This is a genomic window from Janthinobacterium sp. SUN211 (assembly GCF_030587315.1).
GTDB classification, from domain to species: domain Bacteria; phylum Pseudomonadota; class Gammaproteobacteria; order Burkholderiales; family Burkholderiaceae_D; genus Janthinobacterium; species Janthinobacterium kumbetense.
Window position 1 is genome coordinate 262,858 of sequence record NZ_JAPWIC010000002.1, and the last position, 16,433, is coordinate 279,290.

Here is a 16,433-nt window from a genome sequence, read left to right on the forward strand (position 1 = left end):
AGGCAACGCCACCATGAGCATTGTCTCAGGTGCTCCTCTTAAATGCGCTCGGCGGCTTCGACCGTGTTCATCAGCAACATGGTGATCGTCATCGGACCCACGCCGCCCGGTACCGGGGTGATGTGCGACGCCACTTCCTTGATGCCGGCAAAATCCACGTCGCCGCACAGCTTGCCGTCGTCGTCGCGGTTCATGCCCACGTCGATGACGATGGCGCCCGGCTTGACCATGTCGGCCGTCAGGGTGTTGCGGCGGCCGACGGCGGCCACGACCACGTCCGCCTGGCGCGTGTACAGGCCCAGGTCCGGGGTCGCGCTATGGCAGATGGTGACGGTAGCGTTCGCTTGCAAGAGCAGCAGGGCCATCGGCTTGCCGACGGTGTTGCTGCGGCCGATGACGACGGCGTGCTTGCCGCGCAAGTCCACGCCCGTGCTTTCGATCAGTTTCATGCAGCCGTACGGCGTGCACGGGCGGAAGCCGGGCAAGCCCGTCATCAGTTCGCCGGCGCTCAGGACGGAATAGCCGTCCACGTCTTTCGTCGTGGCGATCGCTTCGATGACCTTGTGCGGATTGATGTGCTTGGGCAAGGGCATTTGCACGAGGATGCCGTGGATGGCCGGGTCGGCATTCAGGCTGGCGATGCGTGCCAGCAAGTCCGCTTCGGACAGGTCCGCTTCATATTTTTCCAGCACCGAGTGGAAACCCACGTCGCCGCACGCCTTGACCTTGTTGCGGACATACACCTGGCTGGCCGGGTCTTCGCCGACGAGAATCACGGCCAGACCGGGCTGGGTGCCCTTGGCCGTGAGGGCAGCGGCGCGCGTGGCGATCTCGCTGCGCAGTTTTTGGGAGAGGGCGATTCCGTCGATCAGTTGTGCTGGCATGGTAGGGAGGCTGAGAGCAGTGGGAGGGAAAAGTCAGATTATAAAGCCGGGCGGCGCAAAGGGGCGGTTTTGGCGCCAATGCCGTGACGTTAAAAAGCGGGCCGGAGACGCGGGCCTGAGAAAATGCCGATGGCGGCGTTGCAGCTCCTTGCCGTACTGGCCTGTCTGCGTCGCCGCGCCTTGCCCTCGACATTTTTCAGGCCCGCCTGCCCCGGCATAAAAGCGGGCCACAGACGCGAGCCTGAGAAAATGCCGATGGCGGCGTTGCAGCTCCTTGCCGTACTGGCGTACTGTCTGCGTCGCCGCGCCTTGCCCTCGACATTTTTCAGGCCCGCTTGGCCCGGTATGCCTGCGCGGACGACTGGGGTTTTAACTCGGTTTGCTGATGTGCTCGTAGAGCAGGGGCGGCCAGGGCATGCAAGTTTTCCGGTTTCGGCGCTATTTGCTACTCTGATCACCCTAATTTCCGGGCAGAATTTGCGGCAGTGCAGCATAAATCTCATAGGGCAATTTCACAATACGAAATGCTATATCGTAATTTGAAAAATAGTAAATACGCTGTTAGAATCCCCACACTAAACCGACTTAATAGTAAATAATCAGCGAAATACCGTCCGACAGCGATCCGGAAAATCGGGGTGGGGCGTTCACAAAGGAGACTCAACAGATGTCAGCTCAACTGAACCAGGTAACGACACAGATCGGCACCGACCCGGATATGCAGGAAACCAAGGAGTGGCTGGACGCGCTCGAAGCCGTTCTGGAAAATGAAGGTCCGGAACGCGCGCATTACCTGATGGAGCGCATGGTTGACCTGGCCCGCCGCCGCGGCGCGCAGATCCCGTTCTCCAGCACCACCGCCTACGTCAATACCATCCCCACCAAGCAAGAAGCACACTGCCCCGGCAACCTGGAATACGAAGAGCGCCTGCGCTCGTGGATGCGCTGGAACGCCATGGCCATGGTCGTCAAGGCCAACCGCGCCGACGGCGACCTGGGCGGCCACTTGTCCTCGTTCGCTTCGCTGGCGAACATGCTGGGCATCGGTTTCAACCACTTCTGGCACGCGCCGACGGCCGACCACGGCGGCGACCTGCTGTACATCCAGGGCCACTCCTCGCCCGGCGTCTACGCGCGCGCCTTCCTCGAAGGCCGCTTGACGGAAGAGCAAATGCTGAACTTCCGCAAGGAAGTCGACGGCAAGGGCCTGTCCTCGTACCCGCATCCGAAGCTGATGCCTGATTTCTGGCAGTTCCCGACCGTGTCGATGGGCCTGGGCCCGCACATGGCGATCTACCAGGCGCGCTTCCTGAAATACCTGCACGCACGCGGCATCGCGAAAACCGACAACCGCAAGATCTGGGCCTTCTGCGGCGATGGCGAGATGGACGAGCCGGAGTCCTTGGGCGCGATCGGCCTGGCCGCACGCGACATGCTCGACAACCTGGTCATCGTGGTCAACTGCAACCTGCAGCGCCTGGACGGCCCTGTGCGCGGCAACACCAAGATCATCCAGGAACTGGAAGGCGAATTCCGCGGCGCCGGCTGGAACGTCGTCAAGGTCATCTGGGGCCCGGGCTGGGACGCCCTGCTGGCACAGGACAAGGAAGGCATCCTGCAGCGCGTGATGATGGAAACCGTCGACGGCGAATACCAGAACTACAAAGCGAAAGACGGCGCCTACGTGCGCAAGCACTTCTTCGGCAAGCATCCGAAGCTGCTGGAAATGGTTGCCAACATGACGGACGACGACATCTGGCGTCTGACCCGTGGCGGCCACGATCCGCACAAGATCTACGCGGCCTTCAAGATCGCCCAGGAACACAAGGGCCAGCCGACCGTCCTGCTGGTGAAAACCATCAAGGGCTACGGCATGGGCAAGTCCGGCGAAGCGCGCAACACGGCGCACCAGACGAAAAAACTGGACGACGAAGCCATCCGCGAAATGCGCGACCGCTTCTCGCTGCCGATCCCGGACGACAAGCTGGCCGACATCCCGTTCTTCAAGCCTGCCGACGATGCGCCGGAAATGGTCTACCTGCACGAGCGCCGCAAGGCCCTGGGCGGCTACCTGCCGCAGCGCCGCCAGAAGTCGGAAGAAACCCTGCCCGTGCCTGGCCTGGACGCGTTCAAGAACGTGCTCGAAGCGACGCCTGAAGGCCGTGAAATCTCGACCACGCAAGCATTCGTGCGCGTCATCTCGACCCTGCTGAAAGACCCGAACCTGGGCCAGCGCGTCGTGCCTATCCTGGTCGATGAATCGCGTACCTTCGGCATGGAAGGCCTGTTCCGCCAGATCGGCATCTACAACCCGAAAGGCCAGTTGTACGAGCCGGTCGACAAAGACCAGGTCATGTACTACCGCGAAGACAAGGCTGGCCAGATCCTGCAAGAGGGCATCAACGAAGCGGGCGGCATGAGCTCGTGGATCGCCGCGGCGACGTCGTATTCGACCAACGACCGCATCATGATCCCGTTCTACACCTTCTACTCGATGTTCGGCTTCCAGCGCATCGGCGACCAGGTATGGGCTTCGGCCGACATGCGCGCCCGCGGCTTCCTGATGGGCGGCACGGCCGGCCGTACGACCCTGAACGGCGAAGGCTTGCAGCACGAAGATGGCCACAGCCATATCTTTGCCGCGACCATCCCGACTTGCATGCCGTACGACCCGACCTTCAGCCATGAAGTCGCCGTCATCATCCAGGACGGCCTGCGCCGCATGATCGCCAACCAGGAAGATGTGTTCTACTACATCACGATCATGAACGAGAACTACGCCCAGCCAGGCATCAAGCCAGGCCAGGAAGAAGGCATCCTGAAAGGCATGTACAAGCTGCAGGAAGGCCCGGCGGACGCCAAGCTGCGCGTACAGCTGATCGGCTGCGGCACCATCCTGCGCGAATCGATCTTCGCCGCCGAATTGCTTGCCAACGACTGGGGCGTGGCTGCGGACGTGTGGTCGGCGCCGTCGCTGACCCTGGTGGCCCGCGATGGCCAGGATGCGGAACGCTGGAACATGGTCAACCCGTCGAAAGAGCAGCGCGTGCCTTACGTGACGTCGCTGATGCAGGACACGGATGGCCCGATCGTCGCCACGACCGACTACATGCGCGCGTTTGCAGAACAGATCCGCGCCTTCATGCCGAAGGGCCGCACTTATAAAGTGCTGGGCACCGATGGCTTTGGCCGCTCGGACAGCCGCGCCAAGCTGCGCGAGTTCTTCGAAGTGAACCGTTATTATGTCACCGTGGCTGCGCTCAAATCGCTGGCTGACGAAGGCAAGATCGACGTGTCGGTGGTGGAGCAGGCGATCGCCAAGTACGGCATCGACGCCAACAAACCGAATCCGGTGACCCAGTAATCGTTGTGCGGACCCGATGATGCCAGGGCGGTGCGAAAGTGCCGCCCTGGCGTGTGTGCGGGTCCATCTGACAAATAAAATAACGGAGCAAGCTATGAGCATTGTGGAAGTCAAAGTCCCGGATATCGGCGATTTCAAGGAAGTCGAGATCATTGAACTGATGGTCAAGCCAGGCGATACGGTCAAGGTCGACCAATCCCTGATCACGGTCGAATCGGACAAGGCCAGCATGGAAATTCCATCGAGCCACGCCGGTGTCGTCAAGGAATTGAAAGTCAACGTGGGCGACAAGATCGCCGAAGGTTCGCTGGTCCTGCTGCTGGAAGTGGCGGACGACGCCTCGGCGCCAGCGCCAGCGCCTGCCGCTGCCGCCCCTGCACCGGCTGCTGAAGCTGCACCAGCCGCCGCTCCCGCGCCAGCGCCTGCCGCTTCCGGCGCGCCGGCCCTGGTCGAGGTGACCGTGCCCGATATCGGCGACTTCAAGGAAGTCGAAGTCATCGAACTGATGGTCAAGGTGGGCGACAGCATCAAGGTCGACCAGTCGCTGCTGACGGTCGAATCGGACAAGGCCAGCATGGAAATTCCATCGAGCCACGCCGGTATCGTCAAGGAATTGAAAGTCAAGGTCGGCGACAAGGTGGCCAAGGGTTCGCTGGTGCTGGTCGTGGAAACGACCGGTGGCGCCGCTCCTGCCGCTGCCGCCCCGGCCGCAGCGCCGGCGCAAGCTGCCGCCGCACCTGCCGCCGCCGTCGCTTCGGCGCCGGTCGCCGCTGCTGCCCCGGCACCAGTTGCCGCCGCCCCTGCCGTGAATGGCAAGCTGGCGCACGCGTCGCCTTCGATCCGCAAGTTTGCGCGCGAACTGGGCGTGGACCTGGCCCGCGTGGGCGGTTCCGGTCCGAAGGGCCGCATCACCCAGGAAGACGTGCAGAATTTCGTCAAGGGCGTGATGTCGGGCGCTGTCGCCGCGCCGAACGCACCGGTCGCTGCCAAAGGCGGTTCGGGCGTGGGCCTGGATCTGCTGCCTTGGCCGTCGCTGGACTTCAGCAAGTTCGGCACGACCGAATTGCTGCCGCTGTCGCGCATCAAGAAAATCTCGGGTCCGAACCTGCACCGCAACTGGGTCATGATCCCGCACGTCACGCAGTTCGACGAAGCGGACGTGACGGACCTGGAAGCGTTCCGCGTCGACACCAACGCGGCCAACGCGAAGAACAAGGATGCGGCCAAGCTGACCATGCTGGCCTTCGTCATCAAGGCCTCCGTCGCCGCGCTGAAGAAATTCCCCGCGTTTAACGCTTCCCTGGATGCCAAGGGCGAAAACCTGATCCTCAAGCAGTACTACAACATCGGCTTCGCGGCTGACACGCCGAATGGCCTGGTGGTACCCGTGATTAAGGGCGCGGACCAGAAGTCGGTCTCGCAGATCGCCCGCGAAATGACGGAACTGTCGCTGCAGGCGCGCGAAGGCAAGCTGAAACCGGCCGACATGCAGGGCGCCAGCTTCACGATTTCGTCCCTGGGCGGCATCGGTGGCACGCACTTCACGCCTATCGTCAATGCGCCGGAAGTAGCTATTCTGGGTCTGTCGAAAGCCTCGATCAAGCCGGTATGGGATGGCAAGGCCTTCCAGCCGCGCCTGATGATGGGCACCTCGCTGTCCTACGACCACCGCGTGGTCGATGGCGCGATGGGCGCGCGATTCTCCGTGTACCTCGGCGAAGTCCTGGCCGACATGCGCAAAATTCTGCTGTAAGGAGCGATTGATGAGCACAGTAGAGGTAAAAGTACCGAATATCGGCGACTTCAAGGAAGTCGAAGTCATCGAACTGATGGTCAAGGTGGGCGACATCATCAAGGTGGACCAGTCCCTGATCACGGTCGAATCGGACAAGGCCAGCATGGAGATTCCATCGACCCACGCAGGCGTCGTCAAGGAATTGAAAGTCAAGGTCGGCGACAAGATCGCCGAAGGCAGCGCGCTGCTGGTGCTGGAAGCATCTGAAGGCGCGGCGGCAGCTGCACCGGCAGCCGCTCCTGCGCCTGCAGCAGCTGCTCCGGCGGCTGCCCCGGCGGCAGCACCGGCAGCCGTTGCCGCCATCCCGGCCGGCAATTACAGCGGCCAGGTCGACATCGATGTCGACATGATGGTGCTGGGCGGCGGTCCTGGCGGCTATTCGGCGGCGTTCCGCGCGGCCGACCTGGGCATGTCGACGGTCATCGTCGAGCGCTATGCCACCCTGGGCGGCGTGTGCCTGAACGTGGGCTGCATCCCGTCGAAGGCGCTGCTGCACGTCGCTTCCGTCATCGATGAAACGGCGCACATGTCCAACACGGGCGTGACGTTTGCCAAGCCGACCATTGATATCGATCAGGTACGCAAGTACAAGGAAGGCGTAATCTCGAACATGACGGGCGGTCTGGCCGGCATGGCCAAGGCGCGCAAGACGCAAGTCGTCACGGGCGTGGGCCAGTTCCTCTCCGCGAACCACATCGAGGTGACGGCTACCGACGGCTCGAAAAAAGTCGTGCAGTTCAAGCAAGCCATCATCGCCGCCGGTTCGTCCGTGGTGAAGCTGCCCTTCGTGCCGGAAGACCCGCGCATCGTCGATTCGACGGGTGCGCTGGAATTGCGCCAGATCCCGAAACGCATGCTGGTCATCGGCGGCGGCATCATCGGCCTGGAAATGGCGACCGTCTATTCCACCTTCGGCGCGCGCATCGACGTGGTCGAAATGATGGATGGCCTGATGCAGGGCGCGGACCGGGACGCCGTCAAGGTGTGGCAAAAGTTCAACGAGAAGCGCTTCGACAACATCATGACCAAAACCAAGACGGTCGCAGTGGAAGCGTTGCCGGAAGGCATCAAGGTCACGTTTGAAGCGGCTGAAGCGGGCGCCACGGCGCCGGCGCCGCAGATCTACGACCTGGTGCTCGTCGCCGTGGGCCGCAGCCCGAACGGCAAGAAGCTGGCGGCCGACAAGGCCGGCGTGCAAGTGACGGACCGCGGTTTCATCAATGTCGACAGCCAGATGCGCACCAACGTGCCGAACATCTTCGCCATCGGCGACCTGGTGGGCCAGCCGATGCTGGCGCACAAGGCCGTGCATGAAGCCCATGTGGCCGCGGAAGCGGCTTCCGGCCAGAAGTCGCACTTCGACGTCAAGGTGATTCCATCGGTCGCCTACACGGATCCGGAAGTGGCATGGGCCGGCATCACGGAAGACGAAGCGAAAGCCAAGGGCATCAAGGTCGAGAAGGGCCACTTCCCTTGGGCCGCCTCGGGCCGCGCCGTGGCCAACGGCCGCGCCGAAGGCTTCACCAAGCTGCTGTTCGACGCGGAAACGCACCGCATCATCGGCGGCACCATCGTCGGCACACATGCGGGCGACATGATCGGCGAGATCGCGCTGGCCATCGAAATGGGCTGCGACGGCACCGACATCGGCAAGACCATCCACCCGCATCCTACCCTGGGCGAGTCGATCGGCATGGCCGCCGAAGTGTACGAAGGCGTGTGCACGGACTTGCCGCCGCCGCGCAAGCGCTGATGCCGTAGCCATACCATGTCACACTAAAAAACCCGCAAGCAATTGCGGGTTTTTTATTGGAGCGGGCTACCACCCGCACCCGACCCTGCGTGAATCGATCTGCAGGTTGAAAAAACCGCGGAAGTGTACGAAGGCGTATGCACGGACTTGCCGCTGCCGCGCAAGCGCTGATAAAGAGTTAATTTTCAGTATAAAAAACCCGCAAGCGATTGCGGGTTTTTTTATATCCCTTGATCCTGGCAGCGTAAATCGCAGATGGGGCGTGGCGGATACGCCCCATGTGAAAATTGGTGAGTATTGCCGTATGGAAAAAGTGGCAGAATGGAGGTCTGTCACCATGTTCTTCTTTTTGTTGCAATGGAAGCGTGTGATTTTTCCAGGAATGTTGCCAGCGTGGGGTTCGGTCAAGTTCCGCTGTACCGATGAGAGCCTGCCCCGGTGGATGAATGCATCCCCTGCTGGCGCTCCTCGGAAGCGGGGACTGCGGTGACCGTCGTCGCGTGGCTCGCCCCGCGTGCTCCTCACGCCTTGTCCGCGCTCCTGATGAACTGCCAGCAGAAGACGCTCCCTACTGGGATAGGCCCCAAGAAAGTTTTGCAACAATGAAAAAATTTACCGCCCTCCATATTGCCGATGTCCGTTTGCGCCGGGCCGATGAGCAAGAGCAAGCCGTGATGCTGCATGCCTTATACCAGGATGTGGCCGCTATTCTGGCGGCGGGCAAGAGGATCGATGCAATTTTCTTCACGGGCCAGCTGGTGGCGCCCGACGCCTGTGCCGGTACGACGCCCGTGTATGTCTACGAATACTTCCTGCGCCCCTTGCTGCAGGCGGCCAGCTTGCCCGGCGCGCGGTTCTACCTGGTGCCGGGCAGCCGCGCGCAGGGTGTCGCGGCTGCGGCGCTGGGCAATGCCGGCTTCAGCTTTTTCTCCGCCGATGAGCACGCCAGTGCCGAGCAGCGCGCGCACTACAAGAATATCCACGCCGTGTTCCATGGCCACCAGCATACGGGCGATGCCAGTTCGCTGATGAAGTCGCTGGGCATCTTGTTTAAAAGCAATCCCGGCAGCCTGTACGGTACGCATGGCCAGATGGCGGCGTTTGCCGTACTCGAGTTCGGTGCGGATGCGGCCGCGGCCGATGACGGCAAGGCAGGTACGCAGTGGACGGTGTCCCTGCGCGAGTTCGATGACGTGAGCAAGAACTTCGCCCTGTCGGTGCTGTACACGCCGAATGGGCAGGAAACGGGGCAGGTGGATGCCGAGTATGTGTTTGCCACCTTGCTGCCGCAACTGGCAGGCGAGCGCGCCTATCTGGATGGCTTGCTGGGCATGGCGGGCGCGCCGCGGCGCGTGGACGCCGGCGCGGCTGCCGATGCGCGCGAATTCCTGATGGAGCTGGCGTTCGTGATGTTCGAAGCGAAGACCGTCTTCCTCAGCGCGGCAGAGCTGGAGCGCTTTGCCGGCGACTATTGTGGCGTGAAGGGCTGGAGCATGGCGGCCGGGGACTGGCTGGCGCCGCTGTATGCGCATGGCTTGCTGCTGCGGGCCGATGGCCAGGTGGCGTTTTCCTTCGATTACTTCCGCACGTATTTCCTGGCGCAGCGCTTTGAGACGTCGTTCGACCTGATGCGCTATGGCCCCGAGCGCTACGATGGAAGTGAGTCTTCACTCAGTCTTGATGGCGCATCGGCGGCCCAGCCTTTCCTGCGCGCGCTGGGCTTGAACGATGAACACGCCGACGCGGCGGTGACGGAAGACTGCAGCCGCCCTGGCTGACCTGGCCGGCCAGCCGTCCCGCGTCAGCCCGCCAGCGGCTGGCGCAGGGTGCCGCGCAGGAACAGGTCGAGACTGACCGTCACCTTGGCGCGCAATTGCGCCACGTCCGGTTGCGCCTGTGGCGGGAACAGCAGGCGCGACATCTGGTCGCCCAGCAGGCAATTGAGTAGGTGCAGCGCCAGCATGGACGGCGTCAGTTCGGCGCGGAACAGGGGCGCGATGTCGGGCCGGCTGAAAAACTTGACCAGCATCTCGCGCGTCTGTCCCGGCCCCACCTTGTAAAACGTTTCCGCCAGTTCCGGGTGCGTGGCCGCCTCGGCCACCACCATGCGATTCAGGCGGATCGCCGCCGGCATGGTGACGAGCTGCACGAACAGCAGGCCGAACTCGCCCAGAATGGTGGGCAGGGGCCGCATATCCGTTTCCAGCGCCGGCATGGTCGAGAAGTAGGCGGCGCGGCGCAGTTCCACCACGGCATTGAACAAGCCCGACTTGCCGCCAAACTTCACATAAATCGTGCGCACGGCCACGTGGGCTTCGCGGGCGATCATTTCCAGGCTGACCTTTCCATACCCCTTTTCCAGAAACAGGCAACCGGCCGTGTGCAGCAGGTTTTCCATGCGCGCTTCCATGTCGGCCGCGCGCGGGCGGCCGGCTGGCTTGCCGCAGCAGGAAAGCTCCTGGGCGGTCTCGTCGGATTCTTTATCGGTTGGCAAGGTATCGCTGAGGCCGGGATCGGGCATGGTCTGGGTCTCTTTATAAGTGGGAAGGTAAGTGATGGCTCACACTGTAGTGCAAATTAAAATGAAATGCAATCGTTTCATTTCTTGACTTTGGCTTTTCTTTGCCCAATAATGAACCTACATCATTTCATTTCCGGAGCGAGTATGTCCAACCAGCCAGGCCAAGCAGAGCACAAGGTGCTGAGCGCCGTCCCACCCGCGGCCCCGGCCGCATCTTCCGCGCCTGCCGCTTCCGCCAGCTCCGCAGCACCGAATAACCGCGTGAAAATCATCGCCGGCCTGATCGTCCTGGTCGCCCTGGGCGCCGGCGCGCGCATGTGGTACCGCAGCCACTACTTCGTGGAAACGGAAAACGCCTATGTGGCCGGCCACGTGCATCCCGTCTCGGCGCGTATTTCCGGCGTCGTCACCAAGGTCTTCATTGACGACAATCAAATCGTAAAAGAGGGCGACGTGATCGCCGAACTCGACCCGTTCGACCAGCGCGTGAAAACCGAGCAGATCGCCGCGCAGATCGCCAGCGCCGAACAGCAAGTGCTGCAGGCGGATGCGCAGATCGCCCAGGTGCAGGCGCAAGCCAGCGGCGCCCAGGCGCAAGTGGCGCAAGCGGACGCGCAGCTGCTGCGCGCGAAACAGGATGCGGAGCGTTATGGCCAGCTGTACACGAGCCAGATGAAAGCCGTCTCGAAAGCGGAACTCGACGCGGCCAATGCGGCCCGCTCGAGCGCCGTGGCCGACCTGGCCGCCCGCCGCGACAGCGCTTCGGCCGCCAAGGCGCAGATCGGCGCCGCCCAGGCCGCGCGCGACGTGGCCAAGGCGCAAGTGGCCGTGCTGCGCGTGCAATTGAAGGACGCGGAACAGCAGCTGCAATACAACCGCATCCTGGCGCCCGTCGCCGGCCGCATCGGCAAGCGCAACGTGGAAACGGGCATGCGCGTGCAGCCTGGCCAGCAATTGACGGCCATCGTGCAGGACAACGTCTGGGTCACCGCCAACTTCAAGGAAACGCAGCTGGCCGACCTGCACCGCGGCCAGAGCGTGCACGTGACGATCGACGCCATGCCGGGCAAGAAACTGGTGGGTACCGTGGACAGCTTCGCCCCTGCCTCGGGCGCGCAGTTCGCCCTGCTGCCGGCCGATAACGCCACCGGCAACTTCACCAAGATCGTCCAGCGCGTGCCGGTGAAAATCGTCTTCCAGCCGGAAGACATCAAGGCCATGAATGGCCGCCTGGTGCCGGGCATGTCGGTGATCGCCGAAGTGGAAGTGAACCAGCCCGTGTCGGAAAAGGATGCGCGCCACGCCGCCGCTCCTGCCGCCCAGACCGCCACCCGCTAAGCTTCCATGAGCAGCTCCTCCACCACGCTGGCGAAGCCGCCAGCGTTTCCCGTGATCGACGAGAAAGTCTCCGGGCGCACCTGGCTGGCGGTCGCCGCCGGCATGCTGGGCGCCTTCATGGCGGTGCTCGACATCCAGATCACGAACTCCTCGCTCAAGGATATCCTTGGCTCGCTGTCGGCCACCCAGGAAGAGGGCTCGTGGATTTCCACGGCCTACCTGGTCGCCGAAATTATCGTCATTCCCCTCACCGCGCTGCTGGCGCGCGTGTTCGGACTGCGTACCTACATGATCGGCACCACCGCCTTCTTCCTGCTGTTCTCCACCCTGTGCGGGGCGGCCTGGAACCTGGAAAGCATGATCGTCTTCCGCATGCTGCAAGGGTTTACGGGCGGCGCGCTGATACCGATGGCGTTCACCCTGGTGATGCTCAAGCTGCCGGCGTCGAAGCGCGCCGTCGGCATGGCCATCTTCGGCCTGACGGCCACCCTGGCGCCGGCCATGGGCCCGACTCTGGGCGGCTACCTCTCCGAGCTGTATGGCTGGCCTTCGATCTTCTACATCAACTGGGTACCGGGCGTGCTGCTGATTGCCGGCATGATCTATGGCCTGGACAAGGAGCCGATGCAACTGAAGCTGTTCTGGAAAGCCGACTGGCTGGGCATCTTCTTCATGGCCCTGGGCCTCGGTTGCCTGACCATCTTCCTGGAAGAGGGCAATTCGAAGGACTGGTTCGACTCGGGCTTCATCATCGCCTTCGCCGCGCTGGCCCTGACGGGCATCCTGGGCTGGGTCGTCACCAGCGCCACGCGCGCCGAACCGTTCGTCAACCTGGCCCTGTACGGCCAGCGCAATTTTCTCGTCGCCACCGTGCTGTCGGCCGTGACGGGCATGGGCCTGTATGGCTCGGCCTTTTTGCTGCCCCTGTTCCTGGGCCAGATCGCCGGCTATTCGCCGATGCAGATCGGTGAAGTCATCATGTGGGTGGGCTTGCCGCAGCTGTTCATCATGCCGTTTGTCGCCAAGCTGTCGTCGAAGGTGGACAACCGCATCCTGTGCTCGTTCGGCCTGCTGCTGTTCGGCGGTTCGTGCATGATGAATGCCTACATGGACGCTTCCACCGGTTACGACCAGTTGTTGTGGTCGCAGGTGGTGCGCGCGCTGGGCCAGCCCTTCGTCATGCTGACCCTGTCGAACTTCGCCATGAAGGGTATCGCGCCGAAGGACATGGCGTCCGCTTCGAGCCTGTTCAACATGACGCGCAACCTGGGCGGCTCGATTGGCATCGCCCTGCTGGCCACCGCCCTGAGCACCCGCGAGCACTTTCACTCGCAGCGCCTGGGTGAAGCGATCAACGCGTATTCCAGCGCCACGCAGCTGCGCATCGACCAGTTGACGTCCTCGTTCATGGCCAAGGGCTATGACGCCGTCACGGCCGGCAACCAGGCCTTGCAGGCGATCGACGGCATCGTGCGCCGCGAAGCGTATGTGATGGCTTACAACGACGGCTTCTTCCTCGTCGGCGCCATCCTGCTGGCCTGTATCGTGCCCCTGTGGCTGGCCGACAAACTCAAAGCCCCCGGTGGCGGTGGCGGCGGTCATTGACCGCGCACAGGCCGCACGTGCAGCACCTCAAGAACAAGAAGGTACACATCATGAACACAGTTATGACCAAAATCGCCGCAGCCGCCTCGCTGGCCGTGCTGCTTGCCGCCTGCGGCACCGTGGGCCAGGATTTCAAGGCGCCCGCCAATCTGGCCGGCATCGACACGGCCACGTTCCGCCACGGCGCGGGTAGCGCGGACGCCGCGCAATTGCCGGCCGAATGGTGGAACGTATTCGGCGACGACACCCTGAACCGGCTGGAACAAGCCGCGCTGCGCGACAACCCGAGCGTGAAAGCGGCCGGCGAACGCCTGCTGCAGGCGCTGGCGCAAAGCGGCACGGCGCGCGCCAACCAGGGCCCGAGCGTGAACGTCAGCACGGGCATTTCGAACTCGCGCACCTCGGCCAACACCTCGCAGGGCCTGGCCCTGGGCAACCGCTCCATCAGCGGCAACAATTTTTCCGTCGGCGGCACGCTGTCGTATGAAGTCGACTTGCTGGGCCGCGTCAAACGCATGGTCGAAGCGGCGGACTCGCAGGCGCTGGCGGCGCAGGCGGACCGCGACGGCGTGCTGCTGATGCTGTCGGCGCAAGTGGCCAGCAATTACTGGCAGCTGCGGGGGCTGGATGCGGAAATGGCGATCTTGAATGGCGCGCTCGACACGCGCCGCGAATCGGCCCAGCTGGTTGAGGCGCGCTTCAACGCGGGCCTGACGAATGAGCTGGACCTGGCGCGCGCGAAAGTGGAACTGTCGAACGCGCAAGCCGACCTGCATGAAGTCAAGCGCCAGCGCAACCAGCTGGAAAACAGCCTGGCCACCCTGACGGGCAAGCCGCCGTCGGCGCTGCAGCTGCCGGTGGCCGCCGAGCCTTCCAGCCTGCCGCTGCCGCCAGGTATCCCTGTCGGCTTGCCTGCCAGCCTGCTGGCGCACCGCCCGGACCTGGTTTCCAGCGTGGCGGGCCTGCGCGCGGCGAATGCGCAGGTGGGCGTGGCCGAAGGCGCGTTTTACCCTTCGCTGCAATTGACGGGCAATTTCGGCTATGCGTCCGAAAAGCTGCGCGACCTGGCGCAGGGCGGTTCGCGCCAGTTCAGTTTTGGTCCGCTGGCCCTGTCCCTGCCCATCTTCGACGGTGGCCGCAACCAGGCCAACCTGGATTTGTCCAAGGCGCGCTATGCGGAAGCCGTGGCGAATCATGAAACAAAGCTCTTGACGGCCTTGCGCGAAGTGGAAGATGCGCTGTCCGATGTGGAGCAGCGCCAGTTGCAGGGCGACGCCCAGGCCCTGTCGCAGGCAGCGGCGGCGCGCGCCTACCTGGTGGCGCGCACGCGCTACGAGCGCGGCATCTCGTCCTACCTGGACGTGACCGATGCGCAACGCAGCTCGCTGGCGGCGGACCGCGCCGCCGCGCAGATCAAGACCCAGCGCCTGCTGGCGACGGTCGCCGTGGCCAGGTCCCTTGGTGCCGGCTGGCAGCCGGACGGCGAACTGGCCAAGCTGGCGTCGGCGCCCGCCGCAAAGGCCAACTAGGCTCCTCCAGTTACGTGAGCGTGGCCGGCGGCGGTGTCGCCGCCGGCCCGTAGCGTTCCAGCAGAAAATCGATGAAAGTCGTCAGCTTCGGCGTGGGCTGGCGGTCGCGCGCATACACGAGGTGCATGGGGCGCGGCGCCGGTACGTAGTCGGCCAGCAGCGGCACCAGCTTGCCGGCGGCGATATCGCCGGCCATCAGGATTTCCGCCTGCATGACGATGCCGAAGCCGTGCAGGGCCGCCACGCGCAGCGCCTGCCCATTGTTCGAACGGAAGCGGCTCTCGCGCACGGGGCTGCCGTCGTCGTCGCCGCTCCTGGCCAGGCGCCAGCGCACATGGCGCGTCCACTGCATGAAATCGAGGCATTCGTGGCGCGCCAGATCGGCCGGCGTGCGCGGCGTGCCGTGTCTGGCCAGGTAGGCGGGCGCGGCGCAGATCACCATCGCATACGGCCGCAGCGCGCGCGCCACCATGGCGGAATCTTCCAGCTTGCCGATGCGGATGGCGGCGTCGAATCCTTCTTCCACCAGGTCCACCGTCCTGTCGTTCAGGTTCAATTCCAGGCTCACTTCCGGATACGCATCGAGGTAGTCGGCCAGCAGCGGCGCGATGCACTCGCTGCCGAACGACACGGGCGCCGTGATCTTCAGCTTGCCGCGCGGCGCCGTGCGCATGGCTTCCGCACCCCGTTCGGCCGCATGGATGCTGGCCAAAATCTGGCGGCACTGCTCCACATATTGCTGGCCGATTTCCGTCAGGCTTTGCCGCCGCGTCGTGCGCGCCAGCAGCCGCGCGCCCAGCCGCTCTTCCAGGTATTTGATGTGCTTGCCCACCATCACGGGCGAAATCTGGAATGCCTCGGCGGCGGCCGTGAAACTGCCCGCATCGACGACGGCGACAAAAATTTCCATGCTGCGCAATTTATCCATGGCGCCTTGATTGCAAACTGTAGATTAGTAATCTTGTAAATTCTAGCGTATTTATTCCTTTTTGTAAGCGGCGCATACTGGCTCCATCGTTCAACCAGACAAGGAAGCATCATGAAAATCGTTATCATCGGCGCCAGCGGCACCATCGGCACGGCTGTCGCCGCCCAACTGGCGCAACGCCATGAAATCATCGAGGTGGGCAGCCGCAGTGGCACGCACCAGGCCGACATGGGCGACATCGCGCAAGTGCGCGCCCTGTTCAAGCGCATCGGCAAGGTCGATGCCGTCGTCGTCACGGCCGGCAAGCTGCATTTCGGCCCCCTGGCCGAATTTACGCCCGAGCAATTTCAGCTGGGCCTGGACAGCAAGCTGATGGGCCAGGTCAACGTGGCGCTGGTGGCGCAGGAATACCTGAACGACGGCGGCTCGATCACGCTCACGAGCGGTATCGTGGCCGAGCAGCCCATCCGCTTCGGCACGGCCGCCACCATGACCAACGCGGCCGTGGAAGGTTTCGTGCGGGGCGCCGCCATCGAGTTGCAGCGCGGCGTGCGCATCAATGTCGTCAGCCCCACGGTGCTGGAAGAGTCGCTGGAGTCGTATGGCCCCTTCTTCTACGGCTTCGAACCGGTCGCCGCCAGCCGCGTGGCCCTGGCTTACAGCCGCAGCGTGGAAGGGGCGCAGACGGGACAGGTATACAAGGTCTGGTAAGCCGC

Annotated in this window: 11 protein-coding genes; 8 read left to right on the forward strand and 3 right to left on the reverse strand. The window is 63.5% G+C overall.

Annotation, left to right across the window (positions count from 1 at the left end):
- Positions 1 to 38 precede the first annotated feature (38 nt).
- Positions 39 to 884: a bifunctional methylenetetrahydrofolate dehydrogenase/methenyltetrahydrofolate cyclohydrolase FolD gene (gene folD, locus O3301_RS06845; RefSeq protein ID WP_099666771.1), complete on the reverse strand. Its 846-nt coding sequence runs from the start codon at positions 882 to 884 to the stop codon at positions 39 to 41.
- Between the two features lie 667 nt (positions 885 to 1,551).
- Here folD and aceE point away from each other — a divergent pair.
- From aceE to O3301_RS06865, 4 genes are all read left to right on the forward strand, one after another.
- Positions 1,552 to 4,248: a pyruvate dehydrogenase (acetyl-transferring), homodimeric type gene (gene aceE, locus O3301_RS06850; RefSeq protein WP_251350656.1), complete on the forward strand. Its 2,697-nt coding sequence runs from the start codon at positions 1,552 to 1,554 to the stop codon at positions 4,246 to 4,248.
- A 94-nt stretch (positions 4,249 to 4,342) separates the two neighbouring features.
- The gene (gene aceF, locus O3301_RS06855) at positions 4,343 to 6,001 is read left to right on the forward strand and encodes a dihydrolipoyllysine-residue acetyltransferase (RefSeq protein WP_305055971.1); all 1,659 of its coding nucleotides are present in this window, start codon (positions 4,343 to 4,345) and stop codon (positions 5,999 to 6,001) included.
- Positions 6,002 to 6,011: 10 nt separating this feature from the next.
- Positions 6,012 to 7,796 carry a dihydrolipoyl dehydrogenase gene (lpdA, locus tag O3301_RS06860; protein ID WP_305055972.1) on the forward strand — a complete coding sequence of 595 codons (1,785 nt, stop codon included), beginning with the start codon at positions 6,012 to 6,014 and terminating at the stop codon, positions 7,794 to 7,796.
- Positions 7,797 to 8,398: 602 nt separating this feature from the next.
- Complete coding sequence (locus tag O3301_RS06865; RefSeq protein WP_305055973.1) at positions 8,399 to 9,574, forward strand: hypothetical protein; 1,176 nt, start codon at positions 8,399 to 8,401, stop codon at positions 9,572 to 9,574.
- A gap of 23 nt (positions 9,575 to 9,597) precedes the next feature.
- Here the strand turns inward: O3301_RS06865 and O3301_RS06870 are convergent, their stop codons facing one another.
- Complete coding sequence (locus O3301_RS06870) at positions 9,598 to 10,317, reverse strand: TetR/AcrR family transcriptional regulator (protein WP_305055974.1); 720 nt, start codon at positions 10,315 to 10,317, stop codon at positions 9,598 to 9,600.
- 144 nt (positions 10,318 to 10,461) lie between these two features.
- On the opposite strand from O3301_RS06870, the gene O3301_RS06875 reads away from it, so the two are divergent.
- From O3301_RS06875 to O3301_RS06885, 3 genes are read left to right on the forward strand one after another with little or no spacing between them, the layout of a single operon-like run.
- Complete coding sequence (locus O3301_RS06875) at positions 10,462 to 11,655, forward strand: HlyD family secretion protein (RefSeq protein ID WP_251350661.1); 1,194 nt, start codon at positions 10,462 to 10,464, stop codon at positions 11,653 to 11,655.
- A 6-nt stretch (positions 11,656 to 11,661) separates the two neighbouring features.
- Complete coding sequence (locus tag O3301_RS06880; protein WP_077408028.1) at positions 11,662 to 13,260, forward strand: DHA2 family efflux MFS transporter permease subunit; 1,599 nt, start codon at positions 11,662 to 11,664, stop codon at positions 13,258 to 13,260.
- A 50-nt stretch (positions 13,261 to 13,310) separates the two neighbouring features.
- A complete protein-coding gene (locus O3301_RS06885; RefSeq protein ID WP_305055975.1) occupies positions 13,311 to 14,789 on the forward strand; it encodes an efflux transporter outer membrane subunit in 1,479 nt (492 codons plus the stop codon).
- A 10-nt stretch (positions 14,790 to 14,799) separates the two neighbouring features.
- Here the strand turns inward: O3301_RS06885 and O3301_RS06890 are convergent, their stop codons facing one another.
- On the reverse strand, positions 14,800 to 15,717 hold the full coding sequence (locus tag O3301_RS06890) for a LysR family transcriptional regulator (RefSeq protein WP_251350662.1): 918 nt from the start codon (positions 15,715 to 15,717) through the stop codon (positions 14,800 to 14,802).
- Between the two features lie 111 nt (positions 15,718 to 15,828).
- On the opposite strand from O3301_RS06890, the gene O3301_RS06895 reads away from it, so the two are divergent.
- Positions 15,829 to 16,428: a short chain dehydrogenase gene (locus O3301_RS06895; protein ID WP_099388869.1), complete on the forward strand. Its 600-nt coding sequence runs from the start codon at positions 15,829 to 15,831 to the stop codon at positions 16,426 to 16,428.
- The last annotated feature ends 5 nt before the right edge of the window (positions 16,429 to 16,433 follow it).